Consider the following 15,631-nt stretch of genomic DNA (forward strand, 5'->3'; position numbering starts at 1 on the left):
ACCCAAGCGAGGCCGACCGATGACGCGGACTTCCGTTGCGACCGCCCTGGTCGCCGTGCTGACCGGCGCGATGGCGCTCAGCGCCTGCGACCGGCGCCATGACCTCGCGGCCAATCCAAAGGTCTGCGCGGACTTCAAGACCTCGGCCAAGCCCGGCACGGCCTCGCCCGCCGCGACGCTCGATCCCGGGGCCGCCCCGGTGGACGAATGCGTGCGCCGCTGGGCCTACGCCCTGGCGCCGTCGCACGATCCGGCGGGCGCCGTCGCCCAGGCCTCGGTTGTCGCCTGCATGACCCAGCTCGCCCGGTGGAACCGCCAGACCCTCGCCCAGCCGGGCTCCGACCTGCAGGCCGACAGCCTGACCACCGGCCAGCCGACCACGCCGCTGGCCGAGCACAGCACCTACACCGCCGGCCGCGCACTCTTCTATGTGGTGCAGGCTCGCGCCGGCCTTTGCGCCGCGCCGCCGATGACCAATGGCGTTCCCGACGGGATCAGCGTCCCTCCATCCGAGCCAACATCGCCTCCAGCGTAGCGAGCTCATCCGCCTCGCCCGGCGGCTTGTCCCAGCGGATGCGGTTGATGCGCGGGAAGCGCATGGCCACGCCGGACTTGTGGCGGGTGGAGCGTTGCAGCCCCTCGAAGGCCACCTCGAAGACCAGGCCGTGATGCGGCTCGGCGCGGACGGAACGAACCGGGCCGAAGCGTTCGATGGTGTTGTCGCGGACGTATTTGTCGATCTGCTTCAGTTCCTCGTCGGTGAAGCCGAAATAGGCCTTGCCGACCGGCGTCAGGACGCGCGCGCCGGCCTCATCCAGAGTCCAGGTCCCGAAGGTGTAGTCGGAGTAGAAGCTGGAACGCTTGCCGTGGCCGCGCTGGGCGTACATCAGCACCGCGTCGATCAGGAACGGGTCGCGCTTCCACTTGAACCACGGCCCCTTGGGCCGGCCGGCCTCGTAGATCGAGTCCCAGCGCTTCAGCATCAGGCCCTCGGCGATCTGCGGATCGCCCGCCGGGGGATCGGCGCGCAGGGCCGCAAGGTCCGGCCAGCTCTCGAAGGGCTGCATCGGCGACAGGTCGATGCGCGGGCTGGCTTCCTTCGCCACGAAGGCCTCCAGGCGCCTGCGGCGCTCGGCGAAGGGCAAGACACGGGTGTCCTCCGCGCCCTCGGCCAGGAGGTCGTAGGCCCGGACGCCGGCCGGAAAGCCCGCCAGGAGCTTGGCGTCGACGCTCTTTCGGTTCAACCGCTGCTGCAGGTCGGCGAAGCTCGCCACCTGGCCGTCGCGCATGACCAGGAGTTCGCCGTCGATCACGCCCTCCGCCTGCAAGGCGTTCACGACGTCGGGGAAGGTCTTGGAGATGTCATCGCCGGTGCGGGTGTAGAGCCGGCGCATGCCGCCCTCGTTCACCGCCTGGACGCGGATGCCGTCCCACTTCCATTCGGCGGCGTAGTCGGCGGGGTCGAGCTTGGCGAAGTCGACGGCCTCGTCGATCGCCTGGGCCAGCATGGCGGGACGGAAGCGTCCAGGGTTCTCCGACGACGGCCGCTCCCCGCGGCCCTCCAGCCAGGCGAACAGGTCCTCGTAGGGGGCGTGCAGGGCGTGCCAGAGCTCCTCCACCTCGGCCACCGGCACGGGCTCGGGGCCCATCTCGGCCGCCGCGCGCTTGGCGAGCCGGGCGGTCAGGCCCACCCGCAGGCCGCCGGTCATCAGCTTCAGCAGCGCCCAGCGGCCGGTGGGCGAGAGCGCGTCCAGCCAGCCCTCGATCAGCCGCTGGACCTCCGCGCGGCTCGCGCCCCTGAGCGCGTCGACCACCTCCGAGAGTTCCGGCTCGCGGTTGGCGCCCGGCCGCGCGGGCCAGACCAAGGCCACTGTCTCCGCCAGGTCGCCCACATAGTCGTAGGACCACCAGAAGAGCTGCGCGTCCATCCGCTCCTCCACCGCCTTGCGGATGAAGGCGGGCTTGGCCGCATCGAAAGAGAGGTCGCCGGTCAGCGCCGCCAGCGCCCAGCCGCGGTCCGGGTCGGGCGTCTGGCGCAGGTAGTCGCGCACCAGGGTCAGCTTGGCGTTGCGCGACGCGGTCAGCGACAGCCGGTCGAGGAGTTCGGCGAAGGCGCGCACTAAAGCCGCCTGTCATCCTCCGGTCGGCGGCAAGCCGATCCGGGGGACCCAAGCTGAGGTGCAGAACAGGGCAAGGCCGTCTGGGTCCCCCGGATCGCGTCTTCGCGCGACCGGAGGATGACGGGGGTTGGAGAACGCTCAGCCATCGTCCTCCTCCTCATAGCCCACCAGCGCCAAGGCCCTCGCCGGGACGCCGTGCATTTGAGCCCAGCGGGCCAGGGCCTCCTCGCGGCCGTGGGTGATCCAGAGTTCGCCGGGGCGCAGCTCGTCCACCGTGCCGGTGAGCTCATCCCAGTCGGCGTGGTCGGAGATCACCAGCGGCAGCTCGACGCCCCGCTGGCGGGCGCGGGCGCGGACCTGCATCCAGCCGGAGGCGAAGGCGGTGACCGGATCGGGGAAGCGGCGGCTCCAGCGGTCCTGGGTCGCCGACGGCGGGGCGATGACGATCTGGCCCTCGAAGTCGGCCTTCTTGCCGGCGGTCGCCGACGCGAGCGGCCCAAGGTCGATCCCGTGCCGTTCGTAGAGGGCGTTCAGCCGCTCGAGGGCGCCGTGGACATAGATCGGCGCGTCCCAGCCGGCCTCGCGCAGCAGGCGGATGATCCGCTGCGCCTTGCCGAGCGCATAGGCGCCGACCAGGTGGCAGCGCTCCGGGAACTGCGCCACCGAGCGCAGCAGGCGGGCGATCTCCTCGCGGTCGTCGGGGTGGCGGAACACCGGCAGGCCGAAGGAGGCCTCGGAGATGAAGACGTCGCAGGGCACAGGCTCGAAGGCCGGGCAGGTCGGGTCGCGCCGGCGCTTGTAGTCGCCGCTGACGACCATGGTCAGGCCCTTCCAGCGCACCACCGCCTGGGCCGAGCCCAGCACGTGGCCGGCCGGGACCAGGGTCACCTCGACGTCGTCGCGGGCCGACGCCTCGCCGTAAGCCGCTGCTTGCGTGGAAGCCGCGAACCCCAGGCCATAGCGCTCGGCCATGATGTCCAGGGTCTCCGGCGTCGCCAGCACGGTCCCGTGGCCGGCGCGGGCGTGGTCGGCGTGGCCATGGGTGATCACCGCGCGCGCCACCGGCCGCACGGGGTCGATGTAGAAGTCGCCGGGAGCGCAATAGAGGCCCTCGGGCTTCGGGCAGAGCAGGTCCTGTGGACGGGTCATCGGGAGGGAATGTAGTGCGCGCCGCAAGGCTCCGCTCGAACAAGGCAGATTGACCGGACGCGGGCGCGGTCCTACCGCCTTGCCGGATGAACGAAGTCCCCGCCGCATTCCGCGAGATCGCCGAGCGCATGGTCGAGGTGACGCCCCAGGCGGCGGCGCTTGGCCTGCGGTTCGTCTCCGTCGCCCCCGCGCGCGGCTCGCTGGAGGCGCCCTGGCGGGAGGACCTGGTCGGCGATCCCGACACCGGCGTGATCGCCAGCGGCGTGGTCACCACCCTGCTGGACCACACCTGCGGCCTGGCGATGGCGGCGGCGGCCGGGACCGAGCCTTTCTCCACGGCGACCCTGGACCTGCGGATCGACTACATGCGCGCCGCCGCGCCCCGGACCGGCGTCACCTGCGAAGCCCATTGCTACAAGATCACCCGCTCCATCGGCTTCGTCCGCGCCGAGGCCTGGGACGTGGACCGTTCGGACCTGGTGGCCACCGCCCAGGCGGCCTTCATCCTGAACCGGCCGAACGCATGACGACCGCGGCGGCCGAACAGCTCGAGGCCTTCCTGAGCCGGGTGCCCTACATCCGTTTCCTCGGCATGCAGGCCGAGCTGGCAGGCGACGAGATGACCGCGATCCTGCCGGCCTCGCCGCACCTGATCGGCAACACCTTCATCCCGGCGCTGCACGGCGGGGTGATCGGGGCCTTCCTGGAGATGACCGCGCTGGCCCAGCTCTCGGTGGCGGAGCCGACGCGGCGGCTGCCCAAGACCATCGACGTGACCATCGAATACCTGCGGCCCGGCCGCGGCGGCCTGACGTCCTACGCCCGCGCCGACCTGCGCAAGGTCGGCCGCCGGATCGCCAACGTCCACGTCGAGGCCTGGCAGGAGGACCGCGACAAGCCCTTCGCGGCCCTGCGCGGCCACTTCCTGCTGCGCGGCGAGGACTGAGGTCAGCCCTTCGGCAGGGCCGCCTCTTCCTTCTTCACCTGGTCGAGCTTGGCCTGGGCGGCGGTCAGCGCCGTCTGGTCGCCCTTGGCCTTGGCCTGGACGACATCGCCGGTGGCCTCCATCTCGCGCACGGGCAGGAGGTGGGTGTTGTCGGCGTGCCTGAAGGCGCCGGTCTGGATGCGCTCGAGGATAGCGCGCTGCCGCTTGGCCTCGTCAGTGTCGCCCACGCCGTAGCTGAAGATGAAGTCGGCGACCTTCCTCTTCACCGCCGGATCGAGGTCGGCGCGCCAGATCATCGGGTCCTCGGGGATGGTCGGCGAGGTCCAGATCACCTGCAGGGCGGCAAGCGCCTTCTTCGACTGATCGGTGTTGATCGCCTCCAGCCGGTCCATGGAGCGGGTGTTGTCGGTGGCGGCAGGCAGGACCCCGGAGGCCACGGCGTAGAGGTTGGCCTCGGCGCTGGCCGACCGGACGGTCTTGAAGCATTTCACGGGGTCGATGCCGCGCGGCCCGAACAGGAAGGTGTTGGGCGCGAGCGTACCGGAGGTCGACTTCGCGTCGCCCATGCCGAAGTCCAGGGTCTGGCCGCACTTCAGGAGCTTGTCGAGGGTGACGCCGGAGCCCTTCTTGACGATGATCACGCCCTGGTAGCCGTCCTTGCCGTTGGGGTGGGTGGTGCGCGCAAACACCTCGCCGCCGGCCCGGCGCACGGCCTCCAGCCCCGACTGGTTGGTGAACCAGCCGAGGTCGGTCTGCTTGAAGCGCATGGCCTCGACCAGGGCTGAGTAGTTGGACCCGAAGAAGGGCTTCACGGTCATGCCCGTGGCCTTCTCCATGTCCTTCAGGAACGGCCCCCATTCCTGCATCTGGGTCTGGGTCGCCTCGGTGGAGACGATGGAGAAGGTCAGCGTCTTCGGCGCCTCGGCCTTGTCCGCCGGCTTGGAACAGCCGGCGAGGGCCAGGACGGCGAGGAGCGGGGCGAGGCGGCGGGCTGTGCGGATCATGGACGGCAGTAGCGCAGCTTTTGCGCTGCGTCGGCAAGTCCAGTTGAGGGCGAGAGTCCGGCATCCCCCGGGATGATGAAAGCCCTCAACTCCATGGTTGATTGCGAGCTTGTGGCTTCCGGCAAGGCCAAGATGTGCACCCCATGCACAAACTCCGCTTGAGCCCACCGCCTACGGGCGCTACCCGCAGCGCCATGTCGTCCCAACCCAACCTGCATGGCCTCTCGGCCCAGGCGCGCGAGGCCAGGAGCTGGCCGTTCGAACAGGCGCGCCTGCTGCTCGAGCGCGTCCTGCGCCTGCGGCTCAGCGACGCCGAGCGCGACCTGGCCGCGGTCCTGTTCGCCCAGGGCAAGTTCGCGGAGGCCGCCGCGACCCTGCCGGCGCTGGCCAAGCCGGTGATCTTCCAGTGCGGCTATGGCGCGTCCGGCCTGCCGCACATGGGCACCTTCGGCGAGGCCGCACGGCCGACCATGGTGCGCACCGCCTTCCGCGCGCTCACCGAGGACGCCATCCCGACGGAGCTTATCGTCTTCTCCGACGACATGGACGGCTTCCGGAAGATCCCCGACAACGTGCCCAACAAGGCCATGCTGGAGGAGGACCGCGACAAGCCGGTCACCTCCGTGCGCGACCCCTTCGGCGAGTACGAGAGTTTCGGCGCGCACAACAACGCCCGCCTGCGCGCCTTCCTCGACGGTTTCGGCTTCGACTACACCTTCATGAGCTCGACCGAGACCTACAGGTCCGGCCGGCTGGACGCGGTGCTGCTGCGCATCCTGGAGCGGTTCGAGGCCATCCAGGCGATCATGCTGCCGACGCTGGGCGAAGAGCGCCGCGCCACCTATTCGCCCTTCCTGCCGATCAGCCCCAAGTCGGGCCGGGTGCTGCAGACGCCGACCCTGGAACGCCATCTCGACCGCGGGACCATCGTCTTCGCCGACGAGGATGGGACCCTGACCGAGGTCCCGGTGACCGGCGGAAATGTGAAGCTGCAATGGCGGCCGGACTGGGCGGCGCGCTGGACGGCGCTTTCCATCGACTACGAGATGAGCGGCAAGGACCTGGTGGACTCGGTCCGCGTGTCCAACCGGGTGTGCAAGGCCCTAGGCGGCGAGCCGCCGGAGGCCTTCCACTACGAGCTGTTCATGGACGAGAACAACCAGAAGATCTCCAAGTCCAAGGGCAACGGCCTGACCATGGAGGAATGGCTGCGCTACGGCACGCCGGAGAGCCTAGCCTACTACATGTACCAGTCGCCGAAGTCGGCGAAGCGGCTCTATTTCGACGTTATCCCCAAGGCGACGGACGAATACCTGCAGCAGCTCGACGCCTTCAACAAAGCGCGGGCGGACCGGGCCAACGCGCCCGCCATCGACAACCCCGCCTGGCACGTCCACCGCGGGGCGCCGCCGGAGCGCGGATCGCCGGTCAGCTTCTCGCTGCTGCTGAACCTGGTCTCGGCGGCGGACGCCTCGACCAAGGACATCCTGTGGGGCTTCATCGAGCGCTATATCCCCGGCGCCACCCCGGCCAGCGAGCCGGTGCTCGACCAGCTCGCCGGCTATGCGATCAACTACTACGAGGACTTCGTGAAGCCCTCGAAGCGGTTCCGCGCGCCGACGGATCAGGAACGCGCGGCGATGGAAGCCCTCGTGGGGAAGCTCAAGGCCCTGCCGGCCGGCGCCGACGCCGAGGCGATCCAGAACGAGGTGTTCGAGGTCGGCAAGGCCGCCGGCTTCGAGCCCCTGCGCGCCTGGTTCGGGGCGCTCTACGAGGTCCTGCTGGGCCAGAGCCAGGGCCCGCGCTTCGGCTCCTTCGTCGCCATCTTCGGCGTCGAGCGGACCGTGGCGCTGATCGAGCGCGCGCTGGCCGGCGAGTTGGTCGTGGCCTGATTTTCATCTGCTCATCCCCGCGAAAGCGGGGACCCAGGCTTTCTGAACCACGGAAGACACGGAATTCACGGAAGGGCGCCCACCCCTGATCCGAGAGTCCCGGCGAACGCCGGGACGCTCGGGAGATAGGTTGGCCGGCTTCCGTGTCTTCCGTGGCCCTCTTCTAGAAGTCCCCGTCGTCGTCTTCGCCGATCGGCATGCCGGGCGGGACCTCGACCTTCATCTTGGGGTCGGCGAGGACGCGGCGCAGTTCGTCCTTGTCCTCCAGCAGGGCCGCCAGATGCAGGCGGTGGGCGCGTTCCTCTGCGTCCGCGCCGGGCTGGGCCTTCAGCTTGCCGGCGAGGTCGTCGAGCGCCTGGTCGATTTCGGACGCCGCGCCCGGCGAGGTGGCGGCCATGCGCGCCGCGCCGGCCAGTTCCAGAACCGTGCGGGTCTGCACCCGCCGCGCGATCTCGGCGTAGCGGCCGGTCGCGGGCCTGAAGGCCGCGTCCAGCAGGCGGCCGGTGAGCTCGCCGACGCCCGGTTCGCTGGCGTCGCGGCGGTGCTGGTCGACCAGGCGGTTGAGGCGGGCCGGCGCGGTCAGCGCGTCCAGCACCACGGTCGCGCCCACATCCGCCGCCGCCAGGCTGTCGTAGATCGACCCCCCGTCGATCGGGATGATCTCGATGGCGGTCTGCCGGTCGGGCCGGCCGGCCTGGCCGGAGGACAGCAGACCCGCCAGCCGCTCGGGCGTGTCCAGCGCCTCGGGCGTCATGGCGGCGAACAGCGCGGCCATGGCCGCGCGCTGGCGCTCCGCCGGGACCACGACGGCCACCGCGTTCTTGTCGCCCTTGACGCCGTAGCCGAAGTCGACGCCGCCCACCGACTTGGCGGCGGCCTCCACCTGGTAGCGGTGCAGCAGGTAGATCGGCGCGAACTTGCGGCGCAGCGCCTCCAGCGCCTCGCCGGGACGCAGCGCCTTCTCGCCGAACTGATCGAGGGCGACCTTGCGCACCGCCATCATCCGGTCGAGTTCGGCGATCGGATCGGCGCCGTCGTCCCAGATCGCGCCCGCCGGATGGCCGGAGTCCACGGGCCGGGCGTCGTCGTCCTGTACGAAGCGCAGCTTCTCCGCCCCGGCGCGGGCCTTGTCGGCCAGGGCCTTCCTGCCGGCCTCGCCCGGCGGCACGTCGGCGTAGAGCCAGTCGACGATGAACTTGTCCCAGTCGCCGATGTCCTTTCCGTAGGCGTCGGAGAGGTCGATCTTGCCGCCCGTCAGCTTCACCCGGGGCGGCGGGTAGTCCATCACCGAGGTGCGCCCTTGCGTCGAGGCGCCGAAGTTGTGTGCGAAGCCCAGGGTGTGGCCGACCTCGTGCGCCGCCAGCTCGCGCAGGCGGGTGATCGAGACCTGCACCGGATCGTTGGGCCCGCCCTTGCCGTCCTGGTCGGCGCCCACCAGGCCCTCGAAGATCAGCATGTCCTGGCGCACCCGGAGCGCGCCCAGCAGCACCGATCCCTTGATGATCTCGCCGGTGCGCGGGTCGGTGATCGACTGGCCGTAGGACCAGCCGCGGGTGGCGCGGTCCACCCAGTTGATGACGTTGTAGCGCACGTCCAGGGGGTCCGCGCCCTCGGGCATGATCTCCACGCGATAAGCGTCCTTGAAGCCCGCCGCCTCGAAGGCCTTGGCCCACCAGGCCGCCCCCTGCTGCAGGGCGGTGCGCACCGGCTCCGGCGCGGCGCGGTCGACGTAGTAGACGATGGGTTTCTTGACCGGCGACACGGCCTTGGTCGGATCGGTCTTCTCCAGCCGGAAGCGGTGGGCCAGGCGCACCGCCAGGTCCTTGTCCAGCGGGGCGGCGTAGTCATAGACGATCGAGTCGAAGCCGCCGGTGCGCGGGTCGAACTCGCGCGGCTGATAGCCGGGGTCCGGCAGCTTGATCAAACTGTGGCGGACGGTGAGCGTGATCAGCTTCGGGTCCGGAGCGATGTTGCGCACCTCCGGCCCGGGCGTGTCGGAGGTGAAGGTCTGGCGGGCCTCGAACTCCAGGTTCAGCGGGAAGACCTTCACCGCGGCGGGATCGGCCACGGAGAGATCCGGAACCAGCTTGTAGCCGCGCTCGCCGGACCGCTGCAGGTCGCCGGCGATGTCCTCCACGTCGCGGGTCAGGAAGCTCGAGAGGTCGACCAGGATACGGCCGTCGGCGGTGGTCCCCTCGACGCGTCCGGCCCAGACGGTGGAGACGGCGAAGGCGTCGTGGGCGGCGGCCTGCTCGTCGGCCGAGGCGCCCTTGGCCACGAAGCGCGGGTTCTCGTACTCGGCGATCACCTTGGCGCCCAACCTGCGGAAGACCAGGATCCGGCTCTGGCTGATGCGGGCGCGGTCGAGGCCCACGGGGGCGGAGCCCAGGCCGGTCTTCAGCGCGGTCACATAGAGGAAGCGGCCGCTCACCCCTTCGGCGTCCGGCGCCGGCAGGGCGACCAGGATGCGGCCCTTGGCCTTGTCGACGTAGGTGGGCAGGAGGCCGTCCTGGCGGGTCAGGCCCGCCACCGCGTCGGCCGGCGGACGATCCTGGAACGCCAGCGAAGGGCCGGCCGCCAACAGGATCACGGCGGCCGCGGCCCCGAACAATGCACGCTTCAACTTCACATCCCCCGACATCGACAGGCGCCAGACTAGGCGCAGGCGGCGGCCACGGCCAAGCCGTCCCGGACGCAAATTCAGGCCCTCCGCCCCCGGCGCCCGAAACCAGGGCGACGTAAGGTCAGCCGCCTTGACCCTCACGGAAGCATAGTTTTACAGTGTCAATAATCTCATCCGTCGATCGCGCCCCCAGAGGACCTGACGCCCATGGACCTGCGCCGCCCTAACCGCACCTTCACCATCCGGCAGCTTTGCCAGGAGTTCAAATGCACCCCGCGCGCCCTGCGCTTCTATGAGGACAAGGGCCTGCTCTCGCCCGCCCGCGACGGCATGAACCGGGTCTATTCCTACAGGGACCGCGCCCGGGTGCAGCTAATCCTGCAAGGCAAGCGCGTGGGCCTGGCCCTGGCCGAGATCGGCGAAATCCTCGACCTTTACGAAGTCGATGATGGCGGCGCCCAGCAGGCGGCCAAGAGCTTGCGCAAGTTCCAGGAGCGCATCGTGGCGCTGGAACAGCAGAGGATCGACGTCGACGAACAGATCCGCACCTTGAAGGCGGGCTGCGAAGCGATGGAGAAACGCCTCGCCGAAACCCGGCCGGACCTGCTTCCCCGCGCGGCCGACTACGATCAGATGTTGCGCCGACGCCTCGACGGCGTGGAACATAGCGAAGTCAAATAGCCGCGGGCTTCCTCGCGGCTTTCGGAGACGAAGACCGCGATGCCCTATCAGCCGCCTGTCCGCGACCACGCCTTCCTGCTGCGCGATCTCCTGGAGCTCGAGCGCTACGCCAACCTGCCGGCCTTCGCCGATGCGTCCATGGAGACCGTCGACCAGATCCTGGACGAGGCGGCCCGTTTCACGGCCGAGGTGCTGGCGCCCCTGAACAGCGTCGGCGACAAGGAAGGCTGCCACTGGGCGGCCGACAATTCGGTCACCACGCCCAAGGGCTTCAAGGCGGCCTACGAGCAGCTGGTGGCCGGCGGCTGGCCCGGCCTGGGCTCGGACCCGGCCTACGGCGGCCAGGGCCTGCCGCATGTGGTCAACCTGGCCTTCTCCGAGATGAGCTCCTCGGCGAACATGGCCTTTTCCATGTACCCGGGCCTCACCCACGGCGCCTATTCGGCGATCCTGGCGGCGGGCACGCCGGAGCAGAAGGACCTCTACCTGCCCAAGCTGGCGTCGTTCCAGTGGGGCGGCACCATGAACCTGACCGAGCCGCACTGCGGCACGGACCTGGGTCTCCTGCGCACCAAGGCGGTCCCGAACGGCGACGGGACCTACAAGATCTCCGGCCAGAAGATCTGGATTTCCGGCGGCGAGCAGGACCTCACGGAGAACATCGTCCACCTGGTGCTGGCGCGCATCGAAGGCGCGCCGGCCGGCACCCGCGGCATCAGCCTGTTCATCGTGCCGAAGTTCCTGCCCGACGCAGAGGGCGCGCCGGGCGCGCGCAATTCCGTCAAGTGCCTGGGCCTGGAAGAGAAGATGGGCATCCACGGCAACGCCACCTGCGTGATCAGCCACGAGGAGGCCACCGGCTGGCTGCTCGGCGAGGAGAACCGTGGGCTCTCGATCATGTTCATCATGATGAACGAGGCGCGACTGGGAGTCGGCATGCAGGGCCTTGCCCAGGCCGAGGCCGCCTACCAGGCCGCCGCCGCCTTCGCCAAGGAGCGGCTGCAGGGCCGCTCGCTGACGGGGCCGAAGAACCCCGACGGCCCGGCCGACCCGATCATCGTCCATCCCGACATCCGCCGGATGCTGATGGACTCCCGCGCCATCATCGAAGGCGGCCGCGCCTTCCTGTTCTGGACCGCCCTGCACGGCGACCTGGCCGAAGCCAGCCCCGACGAGGCGGCGCGCCAGAAGGGCCACGACTACATGGCGCTGATGACCCCGGTGCTGAAGGGCTTCCTCACCGACAAGGGCTTCCAGGTCTGCTCCGACGCCATGCAGGTGCACGGCGGCGCGGGCTTCACCGAGCATTTCCCGGTCAGCCAGTACCTGCGCGACTGCCGCATCGCCCTGATCTACGAGGGCACTAACGGCATCCAGGCCCTCGACCTGGTGGGCCGCAAGCTGGCCGCCGACGGCGGGCGCGCGGTGATGGGCTTCTTCGCCGAACTGGACGGCTATGTCGCCGAGACCGAGGCGCTGGGCCTGGACGAGCTGAAGCCCTTCACCGAGGGCCTGGCCAAGGCCAAGGGCGAGTTGCAGGAGGCCACCCTGTGGCTGATGCAGAACGGCCTGGCCAACCCGGACAACGCCGGCGCGGCCTCCACCGACTACCTGCACCTCTTCGGCCTGACGGCGCTCGCTTACATGTGGACGAAGATGGCGCGGACCGCCCAGGCCAAGATCGCGGACGGGGCTGCCGACCCCATCTATGCCGAGAAGCTGACGGTCGGCCGCTACTACATGGCCCGGGTCCTGCCGCAGACCGCGGCCCACCTGGCCAAGCTGAAGACCGGGGCGGAGACCATGATGGCCCTGCCCGCCGAGGCGTTCTGAAGCAAAGGAGCCACCCCATGGCCACCTATCGCGCCACCGCCGACTGGAGCCTGAAGGACGGCGAGGACTTCGCCACAGGCCGTTACAGCCGCGGCCATTCGGTGGTGTTCGGCTCGGGCTTCGAGGCGCCCGGCACCGCCTCGCCGCATGTGGTGGGGAACAGGTGGTCCGTCCCCGGCGCCCTCGATCCGGAGGAGATGCTGGTGGGGGCCATCGCGACCTGCCACATGCTGAGCTTCCTGCACGTCGCCCGCGAGGCCGGATTCAGCGTGACGCACTACCGCGATACCGCCGAGGGCGTGATGGAGAAGCGCGACGACGGCGAGATGTGGGTCAGCCGCGTGACCCTACGCCCCGAGATCGCCTACGCCGGCCGCAGCCCCGACGCGGCCAGCGCCCACCACATGCACCACCGCGCCCACGAGATCTGCTTCATCGCCAACTCGGTGAAGACCGAGATCGTGGTGGAGGAAGCCTTGGTCGGCGGCGTCTAGGCCGGCCGGTGCGCCGCAAGCAGCTCATCCTCCTCCTCGGCGCCCTGCTCGGAGTCCTGCTTGTCGCCGGGGTGGTGCTGAAAGCCGGTGTGCTCGCCGCGCACGTGAGTCTGCCGGCCGACGATGCCGGCGACCGCCTGGCGTTCGCGGTGCGCTGGTTGCTGGTCCCCGGTCTCACGCTCCTGGCCGGCATCCAGGTCGCCGCCCGAAGAGGCTTTGTGCCGGAGGCCATCGACGGCACGCGTACGCCGGCGAACCACGCGCTGGAGATCAATCTGCGCTACAATCAGAATACCCTGGAACAGGTGGTTTTGGCCGCCATCGCTTGGGCTGGTCTGGCGCTCAGCCTGCCGCACGGCGCGCTGGCCCTGATCCCGGCCATGGCCGGACTTTTCGCATTCGGCTGCGCGGCGTTCTGGATCGGATACTTGATCCACCCTCTGGGCCGCGCCTTCGGCATGGTGGTGACCGCGCTGCCGACGCTGGGCGCCTACGTCTGGCTCATCTGGCGGGCGTTTCACTGAGACGAGGCGCAACGGCGTCCCGGTCGGCCCAGTCCGCCAGCAAATCCCGGCGCGACTGCTGCAAGGCGATCGCCAGCGCCACCCGCGGCCGCTCCACGGTGTTCATCCGGCCCAGATGGGCCTCCATTTCCTCGATGTTGCCGGCGATCCGGGCGTCGAGCTCCCGGAACAGCGCCTGGCGTTCCGACGCAGGCAGCAACGACCAGATGCCCGCCCGCAGCCGGAACGGGTCGACGCCGCTGCTGGTGGCGCGCGCCGCGTCGCAGGCCCAGGCCGTGAGCGCTTGGCGGCCGGCGTCAGTGATCGACAGACGGCGGGTCGCGCGCCCACCCTGCGCTGCCGAGGCGTCGAGCAGGCCGTCCTGCGCCAGCCGCCGCACCGCCGGGTAGACCGCGCCGGCGCTGCCCTTCCATTCCAGAGAGAAGGAGTCGGCGAAGGCCCGGCGGACCTGGAAGGCGGTCGTCTGGCCGCAATGCTCGACCTCCGAAAGGATCGCGCCCTCCAGCTCGCTGAGCCTCCTGGTCTGGTTCATCGTTGCTTTCCCCCGCGGCGGCGTCGATAGTACGAATCGTACTATGGAGTTGGGTTATGCGACCACTTACCACCCTCCTCGTCCTGATCGGTATGGGTGTGGCGATGGCCGGCGCGGGACGGGCGCAGCCACCAGTCGCGCCGGCCGCGGCCAAGACCCCCGCGGCCAAGGCGGCCGAGCGGGTGCAGGCCGCCAATGCGCAGTCCGTCCAGGACGCCAGCCACGGCCGCTATCTGGAGGCCTCCTTCGGTCTGCTGGCCAACCTCGGCGTCGCCTCGGCCAGCGAGATCAAGGACCCGGACGTGTTCGACCAGTGGGCCCAGGTCATGTCGACCATGACCGGAATGGCGACCTTCAACCCGGCGAAGGGACCCGATTTCCAGGTTTCGGAAAGCCAGGTCGCCGACCTGCGCGCGGCGACCGGCGTGGCCGCCATCCCGGAGATCGTCCGGCGCGCCCGCAAGACCCGCATCGTCATCCTCGACGAGAACCACCTCGAACCCCGCAGCCGGGCCTTCGGGCTTCAGGTCGCCCGCGCCTTGCGGCCCCTCGGCTACACGGTGCTGGCCGCCGAAGCCCTGCACCGCGGCGCCGACGATGGCGAGGTGCAGGCGAAGATGGATAAGCTCTCCGCCGACGGCTATGTCCGCCAGTCCAGCGGCTACTACCTGGACGATCCGGTGTTCGCCGACTTCCTGCGCCAGTCCTTGGCCCTGGGCTATCGCCTGGTCTCCTACGAGTTCGGCGGCGATTTCGTCAGCGAGGCGCAGCGGGATCAGGACCAGACCGACAACCTGGTCCGGCGCGCGGTGCGCAAATATCCGAACGCGAAGATCCTGATCTATTCGGGCGAGCACCACCTCGCCAAGCGCCCCATCGCGATCGAGGGCGGCCAGGCCGAATGGATGGCCCAGCGGCTCAAGCAGGCCACGGGGATCGATCCGTTGACCATCGACCAGGGCGGGCTCACGCCCCTGCCCATGAACCGGTCGAATGCGGACCTCTACGGTATTGCGGTCCGAAAGGCGCATGGCCGCTCGGTGGTCCTGATGCGCGATGGAAAGCCGCTGACGGTCGGCCTGCTGGCGGGCTCGATCGATCTGCAGGTGATCCACCCGCAGAGCGCCACGGTCGACGGCCGCCCCGGCTGGCTGGCGCAGATGGGCCGCAAGCCCCGGCCGATCCCGCCGTCGCTGCTGCCGAAATCCGGCGTCCGCCTGGTGCAGGCCTTCGTCGCCAGGGAGGCCGACGACACGATCCCCATCGACCAGGTGCTGGTGACGGCCGGCCAACCCGCGCCGGCGCTGATGCTGCCGCCCGTCGCCGTGCGCTATGTGGCGAAAGACGTGAAGGCCGAGTGGCTGGCCAACCTAGCCGGCGAGAAGCGCCCGTAGCCGCGCCGCCAGTGCGCCCGCATCCTTCAGGTCGCACTCCCAGACCGTCTCCACGCGCCAGCCGAGGGCGGCCAGGGCTTCGCGGGCCCTGGCGTCGCGGGCGCGGTTGCGGCCGACCTTGCCGACCCAGTAGTCGCGGTTCTGCTTGGGCACCCGCGCGCCGCGGGCGCAGTCGTGGCCGTGCCAGAAGCAGCCGTGGACGAAGAGGGCCAGCCTGCGGCCCGGCAGGACGATGTCGGGGTTTCCGGGCAGGTCCTTGCGGTGCAGGCGGTAGCGGGCGCCGAGCCGGGTGAGCGCCTTGCGGACGGTAAGCTCGGGCGTGGTGTTGCGCGCCTTGACCTGGCGCATAACGGCCGAGCGCTTTTCGGGTGGGTAGACGTCGGTCACGGCGCCGTTTGCCGGAAAAAGCCTGGGTCCCCGCGTCCGCGGGGATGAGCGG

General features: G+C 70.1%; 15 protein-coding genes. 9 read left to right on the forward strand and 6 right to left on the reverse strand.

The features are described 5' to 3' along the window. Positions 1–19 precede the first annotated feature (19 nt). The gene (locus E8A49_RS20050; protein ID WP_293385829.1) at positions 20–535 is read left to right on the forward strand and encodes a hypothetical protein; all 516 of its coding nucleotides are present in this window, start codon (positions 20–22) and stop codon (positions 533–535) included. Here E8A49_RS20050 and E8A49_RS20055 read toward each other — a convergent pair. Continuing rightward, complete coding sequence (locus tag E8A49_RS20055; RefSeq protein WP_293385831.1) at positions 495–2,120, reverse strand: cisplatin damage response ATP-dependent DNA ligase; 1,626 nt, start codon at positions 2,118–2,120, stop codon at positions 495–497. The genes E8A49_RS20050 and E8A49_RS20055 overlap by 41 nt on opposite strands. A 138-nt stretch (positions 2,121–2,258) precedes the next feature. Continuing rightward, positions 2,259–3,269 (reverse strand): ligase-associated DNA damage response exonuclease, encoded by a 1,011-nt coding sequence (locus tag E8A49_RS20060; protein ID WP_293385833.1) that lies wholly within the window; start codon positions 3,267–3,269, stop codon positions 2,259–2,261. An 86-nt stretch (positions 3,270–3,355) separates the two neighbouring features. Here E8A49_RS20060 and E8A49_RS20065 point away from each other — a divergent pair, with 86 nt between their 5' ends. After that, the gene (locus E8A49_RS20065; RefSeq protein WP_293385835.1) at positions 3,356–3,796 is read left to right on the forward strand and encodes a PaaI family thioesterase; all 441 of its coding nucleotides are present in this window, start codon (positions 3,356–3,358) and stop codon (positions 3,794–3,796) included. Further along, positions 3,793–4,215 (forward strand): PaaI family thioesterase, encoded by a 423-nt coding sequence (locus tag E8A49_RS20070; protein WP_293385837.1) that lies wholly within the window; start codon positions 3,793–3,795, stop codon positions 4,213–4,215. Before E8A49_RS20065 ends, E8A49_RS20070 begins: the two co-directional genes overlap by 4 nt. 2 nt (positions 4,216–4,217) lie before the next feature. Here E8A49_RS20070 and phnD read toward each other — a convergent pair whose 3' ends face one another. After that, positions 4,218–5,219 carry a phosphate/phosphite/phosphonate ABC transporter substrate-binding protein gene (gene phnD / locus E8A49_RS20075; protein ID WP_293385839.1) on the reverse strand — a complete coding sequence of 334 codons (1,002 nt, stop codon included), beginning with the start codon at positions 5,217–5,219 and terminating at the stop codon, positions 4,218–4,220. A gap of 194 nt (positions 5,220–5,413) precedes the next feature. Between phnD and E8A49_RS20080 the strand changes: the two genes are divergently transcribed. Then, positions 5,414–7,111 carry a lysine--tRNA ligase gene (locus E8A49_RS20080; protein ID WP_293385841.1) on the forward strand — a complete coding sequence of 566 codons (1,698 nt, stop codon included), beginning with the start codon at positions 5,414–5,416 and terminating at the stop codon, positions 7,109–7,111. A gap of 163 nt (positions 7,112–7,274) precedes the next feature. Here E8A49_RS20080 and E8A49_RS20085 read toward each other — a convergent pair whose 3' ends face one another. After that, positions 7,275–9,734 (reverse strand): zinc-dependent metalloprotease, encoded by a 2,460-nt coding sequence (locus E8A49_RS20085; protein ID WP_293385843.1) that lies wholly within the window; start codon positions 9,732–9,734, stop codon positions 7,275–7,277. A gap of 207 nt (positions 9,735–9,941) precedes the next feature. Here E8A49_RS20085 and E8A49_RS20090 point away from each other — a divergent pair, with 207 nt between their 5' ends. The 4 genes from E8A49_RS20090 to E8A49_RS20105 are packed head-to-tail and all read left to right on the forward strand — an operon-like array spanning position 9,942 to position 13,266. Continuing rightward, complete coding sequence (locus E8A49_RS20090; RefSeq protein WP_293385845.1) at positions 9,942–10,415, forward strand: MerR family DNA-binding transcriptional regulator; 474 nt, start codon at positions 9,942–9,944, stop codon at positions 10,413–10,415. Between the two features lie 39 nt (positions 10,416–10,454). Continuing rightward, positions 10,455–12,248 (forward strand): acyl-CoA dehydrogenase C-terminal domain-containing protein, encoded by a 1,794-nt coding sequence (locus tag E8A49_RS20095; RefSeq protein ID WP_293385847.1) that lies wholly within the window; start codon positions 10,455–10,457, stop codon positions 12,246–12,248. 17 nt (positions 12,249–12,265) lie between these two features. After that, complete coding sequence (locus E8A49_RS20100; RefSeq protein WP_293385849.1) at positions 12,266–12,742, forward strand: OsmC family protein; 477 nt, start codon at positions 12,266–12,268, stop codon at positions 12,740–12,742. Positions 12,743–12,750: 8 nt separating this feature from the next. After that, positions 12,751–13,266 carry a hypothetical protein gene (locus tag E8A49_RS20105; RefSeq protein WP_293385851.1) on the forward strand — a complete coding sequence of 172 codons (516 nt, stop codon included), beginning with the start codon at positions 12,751–12,753 and terminating at the stop codon, positions 13,264–13,266. Here the strand turns inward: E8A49_RS20105 and E8A49_RS20110 are convergent. Beyond that, positions 13,244–13,798, reverse strand: a complete 555-nt coding sequence (locus E8A49_RS20110; RefSeq protein WP_293385853.1) for a PadR family transcriptional regulator — start codon at positions 13,796–13,798, stop codon at positions 13,244–13,246. The two genes, E8A49_RS20105 and E8A49_RS20110, sit on opposite strands and share 23 nt — an antisense overlap. A gap of 56 nt (positions 13,799–13,854) precedes the next feature. Here E8A49_RS20110 and E8A49_RS20115 point away from each other — a divergent pair, with 56 nt between their 5' ends. Further along, entirely contained in the window at positions 13,855–15,192 is a 1,338-nt protein-coding gene (locus tag E8A49_RS20115; protein WP_293385855.1) for a hypothetical protein, read from the forward strand. Here E8A49_RS20115 and vsr read toward each other — a convergent pair. Continuing rightward, positions 15,169–15,579 (reverse strand): very short patch repair endonuclease, encoded by a 411-nt coding sequence (gene vsr, locus E8A49_RS20120; protein WP_293385857.1) that lies wholly within the window; start codon positions 15,577–15,579, stop codon positions 15,169–15,171. The genes E8A49_RS20115 and vsr overlap by 24 nt on opposite strands. Positions 15,580–15,631: the final 52 nt, after the last annotated feature.

This window comes from Phenylobacterium sp. (assembly GCF_004799515.1).
In the GTDB taxonomy this organism is placed as follows: Bacteria; Pseudomonadota; Alphaproteobacteria; order Caulobacterales; family Caulobacteraceae; genus Phenylobacterium.

Bases quoted from the DNA above. Each gene is read 5' to 3' on its own strand.
- E8A49_RS20060 (WP_293385833.1), bottom strand. From the start codon at position 3,269: ATGACCCGTCCACAGGACCTGCTCTGCCCGAAGCCCGAGGGCCTCTAT.
- E8A49_RS20090 (WP_293385845.1), top strand. From the start codon at position 9,942: ATGGACCTGCGCCGCCCTAACCGCACCTTCACCATCCGGCAGCTTTGC.
- E8A49_RS20100 (WP_293385849.1), top strand. From the start codon at position 12,266: ATGGCCACCTATCGCGCCACCGCCGACTGGAGCCTGAAGGACGGCGAG.
- phnD (WP_293385839.1), bottom strand. From the start codon at position 5,219: ATGATCCGCACAGCCCGCCGCCTCGCCCCGCTCCTCGCCGTCCTGGCC.
- E8A49_RS20050 (WP_293385829.1), top strand. From the start codon at position 20: ATGACGCGGACTTCCGTTGCGACCGCCCTGGTCGCCGTGCTGACCGGC.
- E8A49_RS20065 (WP_293385835.1), top strand. From the start codon at position 3,356: ATGAACGAAGTCCCCGCCGCATTCCGCGAGATCGCCGAGCGCATGGTC.
- E8A49_RS20070 (WP_293385837.1), top strand. From the start codon at position 3,793: ATGACGACCGCGGCGGCCGAACAGCTCGAGGCCTTCCTGAGCCGGGTG.
- E8A49_RS20095 (WP_293385847.1), top strand. From the start codon at position 10,455: ATGCCCTATCAGCCGCCTGTCCGCGACCACGCCTTCCTGCTGCGCGAT.
- E8A49_RS20115 (WP_293385855.1), top strand. From the start codon at position 13,855: ATGCGACCACTTACCACCCTCCTCGTCCTGATCGGTATGGGTGTGGCG.
- E8A49_RS20080 (WP_293385841.1), top strand. From the start codon at position 5,414: ATGTCGTCCCAACCCAACCTGCATGGCCTCTCGGCCCAGGCGCGCGAG.
- E8A49_RS20110 (WP_293385853.1), bottom strand. From the start codon at position 13,798: ATGAACCAGACCAGGAGGCTCAGCGAGCTGGAGGGCGCGATCCTTTCG.